This window comes from Streptomyces sp. MK37H (genome assembly GCF_018035285.1).
Taxonomy (GTDB): Bacteria; Actinomycetota; Actinomycetes; order Streptomycetales; family Streptomycetaceae; genus Streptomyces; species Streptomyces endocoffeicus.
Genome location: NZ_JAAAYH010000335.1, coordinates 1 through 9,975, shown reverse-complemented (window position 1 = coordinate 9,975; position 9,975 = coordinate 1). Strand labels below are relative to the sequence as shown.

The window sequence follows — 9,975 nt, the reverse complement described above, 5'->3', positions numbered from 1 at the left end:
AGTCCGTGGCCACCGTGTGGCCCTCGCCCAGCCCCGCCTCCCGTACGGCGGCCTCGAAGGCGGCCTCGCGGATCGTGGTGTGCCCGAGCCCGGGGGCGCCGCCCACCGGGCGAACCGGCGGTGGCCCAGCGCCACCAGATAGCGCACCGCCTCGGTGACCGCCGTGGCGTCGTCCGTCCACACCGAGGTGAACCCGTCCGCGAGCGAGGGGTGCCCGGCCACCACGGCGGGCAGGCCGAGCCGCCGCAGCGGGGGGACGCGGGGAGCCGCCACACGATAGCGCGTCGGTAAACCGGTCCAGTCGGGCGCGGTCCGCTCGGAGAGCCCGGGTGCGGCGGTCAGGACAGGGACGGCGCCACCGGCCGCCAGGGCGCGAACGGACTCGCCCCGCGCGGCAGCAGCCCGGCCAGCTCCGGGCAGTGCCGCAGGATCACCGAGGTCATGCTGGACTTCGCCACCCAGTCCAGCCCCAGCCGCGTATACACCTCGGGCCGGAAGTCCACGGTCAGGAGGGGGTCGTCCTGGATCCGCCGGGTGGCCATGAGCAGCAGCACACGGAACGCTGTCTCGCTGAAGCCGAACCCCTCGGGCCGGTTCTCCGCGTACAGCCCCACCAAGGTGTCGATCTGGTTGACCGAGCCGTAGACCGCTTCGAGCCGCGCGACCGTGTCCGGATCGGGGGACAGCTCCTCGAAGGAGCGGATCCGGGGGGTGCCCAGCCGGGCCCGGAAGTCGTTGTACCGCGGTACGCCCCGCCGCCGGGCCCGCGCCAGATCCACCACCGGCAGATCCACGATCTCGCCGTCCCGCTCGAAACGCCGCAGTGCGTACGGGCAGTTGTTGAGGGTGATCGCGCCCGGATGCGCGATGGCGAAGGAGTACAGGGTGTCGGCGAGCCCCGTCTTGCGCAGCACCGCCTCGGCCGCCGGGCCCCGCACCTCGTCGAAGCCGAGCGACCGCGTCCGCCGCCCCGAACGGTGGTCGCACAGCTCGACGTCGTCCGGGAGCAGCGGATGCGTCCGATAGACCGCCATGAACTCCTCGGCGAGCGCGGACGACATCTCGGGGTGGTCCGGTACGCCACCGGGGCGACCCGCCGACGCGCTCGCCTCGAACAGCCACAGGCCGAGCCGGGACAGCCAATGGGCGGGCGGGCCCTGCCAGTTGGTCTTCGAGCCGATGTCGCTCATCCCGGTGGCGAGGATCGCCGGGATCCACTCCACTGTATGGATCTTGGCGATGAGCGCGGAGACCACCAGCCGGGCCGTGTGGTGCGCCGACTCCCCGCTCATCGACGGATGGGTGCGGCGCAGCGCCTCGTGGACCGCGTCGTGCTCACGGGCGAAGAGCGTGTGCATCGCGCTGAGCCCCAGCCACCAGCCGCCGGGCGTGCCGATCGGCGGCACCCCGCCCGGGCCCAGCGGCAGATGGCCGTCCTCCAGACGCGGCCCGCCGCCGTACATCCGCGAGCCGTCCCACCGGTGGCAGGCGCCGTCCACCCAGTTGGGGGACTGGAGGTGGAGCCAGGTGGCCGCCAGGACATTGAGCGAGGTGGCGGGCCGGAAGCGCTCCCGGTGCAGCAACTGTCCGGCGACCGTGGCGGGGTGGGGCACATGGATCAGATCGGGCCGGTGGAGCGGTGCGAGGCCACGGCCGGAGGCGGCCCCGGCCACGTCCCTCCGCGCCACCGCCGGATCGCCCGTCGGGCCGTCGTACGAGCGCGCCACCCGGGGTCTCTCCCCGGCCGCGGCGGGGCGCTGCGGGGCCTCGGATGCGTCGTCCCCCTCGACGAGGCCGAGCCGGCGCAGCGTCCGGCCCAGCGCGGCCGGGTTGAGCAGCCCCAGCGGCGCCGGCAGCCGGTGCCAGGGCACACAGCGGTCGACCAGGTCGAAGGCGGCCCGCACCGGCAGGTCGAAGGCGGCGCGCACCGGGAGGTCGAAGGCGGCGCGCACCGGGGCGGGCAGCGGCGCGGTGGGCCGCTGCTCGGCGGTGGGGAAGCGCAGGCCGAGCCGGTGCGCCGCGGCGGCCTCGTACGCGGCCTTGCGGGCCCGGTTGAGATTGCCGAGCGGACGGAACTCCTCGGTGGTGTGCCAGGGGTTGAACGCCAGCTGCTCGACCCGGCGGGCCGCGGACCGGGCCCGGGCGCTGTCCAGGTCCTGGCACGGCACGGTGAGTACCGCGACCGGGACGACCGGCGCGTCGCTCTCCCGCCACTCCACCGAACCGTCCTCGACCGGGGTGCGGCGGTCGTCCAGATAGCGCTGCACACACAGCTCGAAGGCGATGTCACCCGTGGACAGCCGCATCGCCAGCTCACGGTGGAGATAGCCGGGGTCGCCGCCGTCGGGTGGGGGAGCGGGGGTGCCGCCGGGCGCCGGACGCAGCTGGTAGCGCACCGGACCGGCCGGGCCCCACAGGATCGCGCCCCGGCTCCAGAAGGTCTCGCGGGCCAGCGAGCCCACCGTGTGGCGGGTGGCGATCCGCATGTTGCGGCGCATCCGGTCGGCGGTGGCCCAGCCGACGGCCAGCGGCAGCCGGACGAAGAGCCCGAACGCCTTCTCCACGGTGCTCCCCGCGCCCGCCGTGGCCTTGGCGAAGGCGACGAACTCATGCGCGTCGGCGGCATGGGACACCGGGAAGCTGGTGGCCAGCAGATCGTGGGTCTCCTCCGGACCGGCCTGGACCCGCACCGCCAGCCGGCGCAGATCGGGCGTGGCGCCGTACCCCTCGGAACCGCCCGCGCTGGACAGCCGCACCACGGCCGGGTACTCGGCGCCCGGCCGGGCGTATCCCACGCACAGCTCCGGCGGAAGGTCGTCGCGGAACCGCAGCCGGGCGTTCTCCACGCCCAGCGCCGCCTCGCCGCGGAAGGCGCGCAGCGGCCGCGGGGCGCCCGAGCCGTCGGTGCCGTCGGAGTACCGCTGCATGCGCATCAGCTCGTGCGTCAGCTTCTGGAAGCGCAGCCGTTCGGCCTCGGGGCTGCCGCCCTCGTACGCCTCATAGCCCTCGTACGCCGCGCCTGCCGTCCCGCCCGCCACCTCGTGCCGCGCCGTCTCGCCCACGCGTGCCTCACCGCCGCGTGCCGCCTCGCTGCGTACGGACTGCTGTCCGGTGTCGACCATGGGGAACGCTCCGTACGGGGCAGGCAGGGACGATGGGGAACAAATGAGACGCTAAGGGAGGGTGCGCGGGGCCGCAGCCCGGAGCGGTGCACCGGGGGGAATCGGTCACCCGGGCCGCCGCGGGTGATTCCGCTCCGGCCTGCGGCACACTGGTGGCATGCCGGAGCTGCCCGAGGTGGAGGCCCTCAGCGCGATCCTGGCCGAGCGCGCCGCCGGCCGGGAGATCGCCCGCGTCCTCCCCGTGGCGGTGAGCGTCCTGAAGACCTACGACCCGCCGCTGAGCGCGCTCGAGGGCCGCGCCGTCACGGCGGCGGCCCGCCACGGCAAGTTCCTCGACCTGGCCACCGACGGCCCCCATCTGGTGGTCCACCTCGCCAAGGCGGGCTGGCTGCGCTGGCGGGACGGGCTCCCCGAGGCCCCGCCCCGGCCCGGCAAGGGCCCGCTCGCGCTGCGGCTGCTCCTGGCCGGGCCGGAGCGCTCCGGCTTCGACCTCACCGAGGCCGGGACGCGCAAGGGGCTCGCGGTGTACGTGGTCCGCGACCCTCAGGAGGTCCCTGGGATCGCCCGGCTGGGCCCGGACCCGCTGGACGACTCCTTCACCCCGGAGGCGTTCGCCGGACTGCTGCGCGGCGTACGCCACCGGATCAAGGGGGTGCTGCGCGACCAGAGCGTCATCGCCGGGATCGGCAACGCCTACTCCGACGAGATCCTGCACGCCGCCCGGATGTCGCCCTACCGGCTCGCCTCGGACCTCACCGAGGAGGAGATCGCCGGGGTGTACGAGGCGATGGGCACCACGCTGCGCTCCGCCGTCGAGCGCTCCCGCGGCCTGGCCGCCACCGACCTCAAGGGGGAGAAGCGCGGTGGGATGCGGGTGCACGGCCGCGCCGGGCAGCCGTGCCCGGTGTGCGGGGACACCGTCCGCGAGGTGTCCTTCCGCGACTCCTCGCTGCAGTACTGCCCCACCTGCCAGACCGGCGGCAAGCCGCTCGCCGACCGGCGGCTGTCCCGGCTGCTCAAGTAGCTGCCTGCCGGGTTCCGCCCCAAATGCCGCCCTGCGCCCGTTAGTTGAAGTGACGCTCTTGACCCGGGGAGCTCCGGGCCGCCATATGGTGCTGTCGCAATCCCACGACACGACACGACACCCCACGCCACGTCACGGAGCACCATGACCACAGCCCTGATCATCGGTGGCGGCATCGCCGGCACGGTGACCGCGATGGCCCTGCGGAAAGCCGGCATCGACGCGGTCGTCTACGAGACGTACCCCACGGACGCCATCGACGCCGGTGCGTTCCTCGTCGTCGCCGCCAACGGCCTGGAGGCACTGCGCACCATCGACGCCCATGAACCCGTGCTGAAGAACTCCTTCCCGGCCGGCCGCGTCGACTTCATCAGCAACACCGGCAAGCGGCTCGGCAACCGTCCCATGTCCGGATCGCAGGACGGTGGCCTCGGCTCCGTGACACTCAAGCGCGCCACCCTCGCCCGGGTGCTGCGCGAGGAGGCGGTGCGCCGCGGAGTGCGCGTCGAGCACGGCAAGCGGCTGCTCGCCGCCCACACCAGCCCCGACGGCCGGATCGTCGGCTCCTTCGCCGACGGTGGCCGCGCCGTGGGCGACATGCTGATCGGCGCCGACGGCATCCACTCGCTCGTCCGCAGGCTCATCGACGCGGCCGCGCCGCGGCCCCGCTACACCGGACAGCACACCGTCTGCGGCTACACCCGCGACGCCGACTCGCCCCCGGACCCCGACGCCTACACGATGATCTTCGGCAAGCAGGCGTTCTTCGGCTGCACCACCGCCCCGGACGGCGAGGTCTGGTGGTTCTGCAACGCCCCGGCCGAGGAGATGTCCAAGGCCGAGCTCGCCGCCGTCACCTCCGAGCAGTGGCGGGAGCGGCTGCTGACGCTCTTCGCCGAGGACAACACCCCCGCCGCCGACCTGGTCCGCGCCACCGGCGACACCATCGTGGCCACCGCCGCCTACGACATCATCTCCACCCCCGCCTGGTCCGAGGAGGCCATGGTCATCGTCGGCGACGCCGCGCACGCCTGCGCGCCCAACGCCGCACAGGGCGCCTCGATGGCCATCGAGGACGGTGTCGTACTCGCCAAATGCCTGCGCGATCTGCGCACGCCCCAGTCGGCCTTCGCCGCTTACGAGGCGCTGCGCCGGGAGCGGGTCGAGAAGGTCGCCGCGGCCAGCGCGGGCATGGCCCGCCGCACGGCGCCGGGGCCCGTGGCGCGCGCCCTGCGCGATGTCACCATGCCGCGCAAGCTGGACCGGGCGGGCAACGGCTCCTCGGACTGGCTGACCGGCTACCGCATCGACTGGGACGAGCGGATCGACGCGCAGACGGCCCGCCGGCGCCGCTGACGTACACGCCGCGTCCCTGACGTGCGCGTCCGCGCGTCCCTGACGTACCCCGGCCCCGCCCCCGGGACCGCGGCCGGGAACCGCCCCCCGAACACGGCCCCGGGGGCGGGGCCGATCGGGCCCCACGTTTGGTCCGGGTTCTCACGGGCACTTGGTGCTCCCTGGCCCCGTATGCCCGGGAGATTCGTGTGAGCCCAGTACGCATAGTGATCGTCGGTGCCGGATTCGCCGGTTACCAGGCCGCCCGTACGCTCTCCCGCACCCTGCGCGGCGCGGCGGACATCGTCCTGATCAATCCCAACGACTACTTCCTGTATCTGCCCCTGCTGCCCGAAGTGGCGGCCGGGGTCCTGGAACCCCGGCGTGTCTCGGTCTCCCTCACCGGCACCCTGCCGCGTGTCCGGCTGGTGCTGGGCGAGGTCCACGGCGTCGACCTGGACGCCCGCAAGGTCTCCTGGCGGGACCCGGACGGACGGTCCGGCGAGATGGACTACGACCGGCTCGTCCTGTCCGTGGGCAGCGTCAACAAACTGCTGCCGATCCCCGGTGTGGCCGAGCACGCCCATGGCTTCCGCGGCATGCCCGAGGCGCTCTATCTGCGCGACCACATCACCCGGCAGATAGAGATGTCCGGCACCGCCGCCGACCCCCGGGAGCGGGAGGCCCGCCGCACCTTCGTGGTGGTCGGCGCCGGCTACACCGGCACCGAGGTGGCCGCCCACGGGGTGCTCTTCACCGACTCGCTCGCGCGGAAGAACACTTCGCTGCGCGACGCGCCGCGGCCCCGCTGGATGCTGCTCGACATCGCCCCCCGGGTCCTTCCCGAGCTGGACAAGAAGCTGTCCCGCACGGCCGACCGGGTGCTGCGCAAACGGGGTGTGGAGGTGCGTACCGGCACCACGGTCAAGAAGGCCACCTCGGAGGGCGTGCTGCTGGACGACGGCGAGTTCGTCGACACCCGGTCGCTGATCTGGTGTGTCGGGGTGCGCCCCGACCCGCTGGTGGAGCAGCTCGGGCTGCCGACCGAACGCGGCCGGCTGAGGGTCGACCAGTATCTGGCCGTGCCCGGCTATCCCGACGTGCTGGCCTGCGGGGACGCCGCCGCGGTGCCCGATCTGACCCGGCCGGGCCAGTTCACCCCGATGACCGCGCAGCACGCCCAGCGGCAGGGGAAGGTCGCGGGCCACAATCTGCTGGCCTCCCTCGGGCGCGGCACCGCCAAGCCGTACAAACACCACGACCTCGGGTTCACCGTCGACCTCGGCGGGGTGCAGGCCGCCGCGGACCCGCTGCACATCCCGCTGTCCGGGCCGATCGCCAACGCGCTCACCCGCGGCTACCACCTGATGGCGATGCCGGGGAACCGGGTCCGGGTCGCCGCCGACTGGCTGCTCGACGCCGTGCTGCCACGCCAGGGGGTGCAGCTCGGGGTGATCCCGCCCTGGGCGGTGCCGCTGGACACCGAGTCGCCCGAAGTCGCGCAGACCGCCCGGGCGGCGGCTGACCGCCGGTGAAACCTGGAAGGAGAACAATGCGACACGAACAACTCAGCGAGCTCGGGCAGCAGCTCCGTGTGGACTCGGTGCGTGCCGCCGCGGCCGCCGGGTCCGGCCATCCCACGTCGTCGATGTCGGCGGCGGACCTGTTGGCCGTCTTGATGGGAAACCATCTGCGCTATGACTTCGAGCAGCCCGACCACCCGGGCAATGACCACCTGATCTTCTCCAAGGGCCATGCCTCCCCGCTGCTCTACTCGGTGTACAAGGCGGCCGGGGCCCTCCGCGATGAAGAGTTCATCACCTTCCGCAAGCGCGGCAGCAGGCTGGAGGGCCACCCCACCCCCCGGCTGCCGTGGGTGGACGTGGCCACCGGATCGCTCGGGCAGGGCCTGCCGTACGGCGTGGGCATGGCGATGAGCGGCAAGCGGCTGGACCATGTGCCCTACCGGGTCTGGGTGCTGTGCGGCGACAGCGAGATGGCCGAGGGGTCGATGTGGGAGGCGTTCGAGCACGCGGGCTACGAGCGGCTGGACAACCTCACCGCCATCATCGATGTGAACCGGCTCGGCCAGCGCGGGCCCACCCGCCACGAATGGGACCTGGACGCCTACGCCCGGCGCATCCGCGCCTTCGACTGGCACACCATCGAGATCGACGGCCATGACATCGAGGCCATCGACCGCGCCTACGCCGAGGCGATGTCCACCGTCGGCCGCCCCACCGCCATCATCGCCCGCACCATGAAGGGCCGTGGCGTGGCCTCGGTGGAGAACCGCGAGGGCATGCACGGCAAGCCGCTGAAGAACGCGGACGAGGCCATCGCCGAACTCGGCGGCGTACGCAACATGGCCGTACCGGTGCTCGGCCCGCCCTCGGTGACCCCCACCCGGCCCGCGTCCGAGGGTCCGCTGGCCCTGCCGCGCTACAACACCGGCGACTCGGTGCCCAGCCGTGACGCGTTCGGTGCGGCGGTGGCCGCCGTCGGCACCGCTCGCGGCGATGTGGTGGCGCTCGACGGCGAGGTGGGCGACTCCACCCGCCTGGAGTACTTCCACAAGGAGCACCCCGAGCGGTACTTCGAGTTCTTCATCGCCGAGCAGCAGCTGGTGGCCGCGGCCGTCGGCATGCAGACCCGCGGCTGGAACCCGTACGTCTCCACCTTCGCGGCCTTCTTCTCCCGGGCCTACGACTTCATCCGGATGGCCTCCATCAGCGACGCCGACCTCAACCTCATCGGCTCCCACGCCGGGGTGGCCATCGGTGAGGACGGCCCCTCGCAGATGGGCCTGGAGGATCTGGCCGCCATGCGGGCGGTGCACGGCAGCACGGTGCTCTACCCGTGCGACGCCAACCAGACCGCCCAGCTGACCGCGGCCATGGCCGAGGAGTCCGGCATCCGCTATCTGCGCACCACTCGCGGCGGAACGCCGGTCATCTACCCGCCCACCGAGAGCTTCCCCATCGGCGGCTCCAAGGTGGTGCGCTCCAGCGACGACGACCGGGTCACCCTGGTCGGCGCGGGGGTCACCCTGCATGAGGCCATCGAGGCGGCCGACCGGCTCGCCCAGGAGGGCATCCCGGCCCGCGTCATCGACCTGTACTCGCTCAAGCCGGTGGACGCCGAGACGCTGCGCGCCGCCGCCGAGGCGACGGGCCGACTGGTCACCGTGGAGGACCATCACCCCGAGGGCGGACTGGGCGACGCGGTGCTCGAGGCGTTCGGCGACGGCCGTCCGGTGCCCCGGATGATCCGGCTCGCGGTGCGCGTGATGCCGGCCTCCTCGACCCCCGCCGAGCAGCTGAGCGACGCGGGAATCGACGCGGACGCGATCGTCACGGCCGCGCGGCAACTGGTCGGCAAGGGCTGAAACCAGGGCTGGTTCCAGGGCGGAGACCGGGACGGCCCGAGGACGACACGACGCTGCCGGAAGGAGCGGACACATGGGTGTCAAGCACGGAATGCGCGTGGTGGTGGTCGGGGCCACCGGTAACGCCGGTACGAGCGTCGTTCGCGCGCTCGGCGAGGCCCCGGACATCGAGTCCATCGTGGGCGTCGCTCGCAGGGTCCCCAGCTGGTCGCCGCCGAAGACCACCTGGGTGCGGGCGGACATCGGGCGGGACGCCCGTGAGGAGGCCGACCTCGTACGGCACTTCGAGGGCGCCGACGCGGTCATCCACCTCGCCTGGCTGATCCAGCCCAGCCACCGGCCCGCCGTCACCTGGGACACCAATGTCCTCGGCAGCAAGCGGGTCTTCGAGGCGGTGGCACGGGCCGAGGTGCCGGTGCTGGTGTACGCCTCCTCGGTGGGCGCCTACTCGCCCGGCCCCGAGGACGGCCGCCCGGTGGACGAGTCCTGGCCCACCGACGGCTGGCCGGAGGCCGCGTACTGCCGTGAGAAGGCGTATGTGGAGCGGATCCTCGACGTCTTCGAACGGGAGCATCCGCAGGTCCGGGTGGTACGGATGCGGCCCGGCTTCCTCTTCAAGGAGGAGGCGGCGGCCGAGCAGCGACGGCTCTTCATGGGCCCGTTCCTGCCCCGGCGGCTGGTCCGCTCCACCTTCCTGCCCGCCGTCTTCGACCTGCCCGGACTGCGGCTCCAGGTCCTGCACACCGACGACGCCGCCGAGGCGTACCGGCTGGCGCTCGGCCGGCAGGTGCGCGGCGCCTTCAACCTCGCGGCCGAACCGCCGGTGGACGGCGAGACGCTGGCCGGGCTGCTCGACGCGCGGACGATGCGGATCCCGCGCTTCGCCGCCCGCTCGGCCATGGCCACGGCCTGGCATCTGCATCTGCTGCCGCCCTCGCCACAGCTGTTCGACGCCGCCCTGCGGCTCCCGCTGATGGACACCACCCGCGCTCAGGAGGAACTGGGCTGGCGGCCCCGGCACACCGCGGTCGAGACGCTCCAGGAGTTCCTCACCGGGCTGCGGCGCGGCACCGGTATGGACCAGACCGCGCCGCTGGCCCCCAAGC

6 protein-coding genes and 1 pseudogene are annotated in these 9,975 nt (G+C 73.3%); 5 read left to right on the top strand and 2 right to left on the bottom strand.

What is annotated here, in order from left to right; all coding sequences use genetic code 11:
* A pseudogene (locus GWI24_RS45775) lies at positions 1–264 on the bottom strand (LacI family transcriptional regulator); the annotation flags it as partial.
* Between the two features lie 74 nt (positions 265–338).
* Positions 339–3,122, bottom strand: coding sequence for a peroxidase family protein (locus GWI24_RS33050; RefSeq protein WP_210949736.1), 2,784 nt, complete (start codon positions 3,120–3,122; stop codon positions 339–341).
* A 157-nt stretch (positions 3,123–3,279) separates the two neighbouring features.
* On the opposite strand from GWI24_RS33050, the gene GWI24_RS33045 reads away from it, so the two are divergent.
* The 5 genes from GWI24_RS33045 to GWI24_RS33025 all read left to right on the top strand — a co-directional run.
* Positions 3,280–4,146, top strand: a complete 867-nt coding sequence (locus GWI24_RS33045; RefSeq protein ID WP_210949735.1) for an Fpg/Nei family DNA glycosylase — start codon at positions 3,280–3,282, stop codon at positions 4,144–4,146.
* 144 nt (positions 4,147–4,290) lie between these two features.
* Entirely contained in the window at positions 4,291–5,502 is a 1,212-nt protein-coding gene (locus tag GWI24_RS33040) for an FAD-dependent monooxygenase (protein WP_210949734.1), read from the top strand.
* A 188-nt stretch (positions 5,503–5,690) separates the two neighbouring features.
* Positions 5,691–7,016 (top strand): NAD(P)/FAD-dependent oxidoreductase, encoded by a 1,326-nt coding sequence (locus GWI24_RS33035; RefSeq protein ID WP_210949733.1) that lies wholly within the window; start codon positions 5,691–5,693, stop codon positions 7,014–7,016.
* 17 nt (positions 7,017–7,033) lie between these two features.
* The gene (locus GWI24_RS33030) at positions 7,034–8,869 is read left to right on the top strand and encodes a transketolase (protein WP_210949732.1); all 1,836 of its coding nucleotides are present in this window, start codon (positions 7,034–7,036) and stop codon (positions 8,867–8,869) included.
* Between the two features lie 73 nt (positions 8,870–8,942).
* A partial coding sequence (locus GWI24_RS33025) for an NAD-dependent epimerase/dehydratase family protein (protein WP_210949731.1) occupies positions 8,943–9,975 on the top strand: 1,033 nt, incomplete at its 3' end.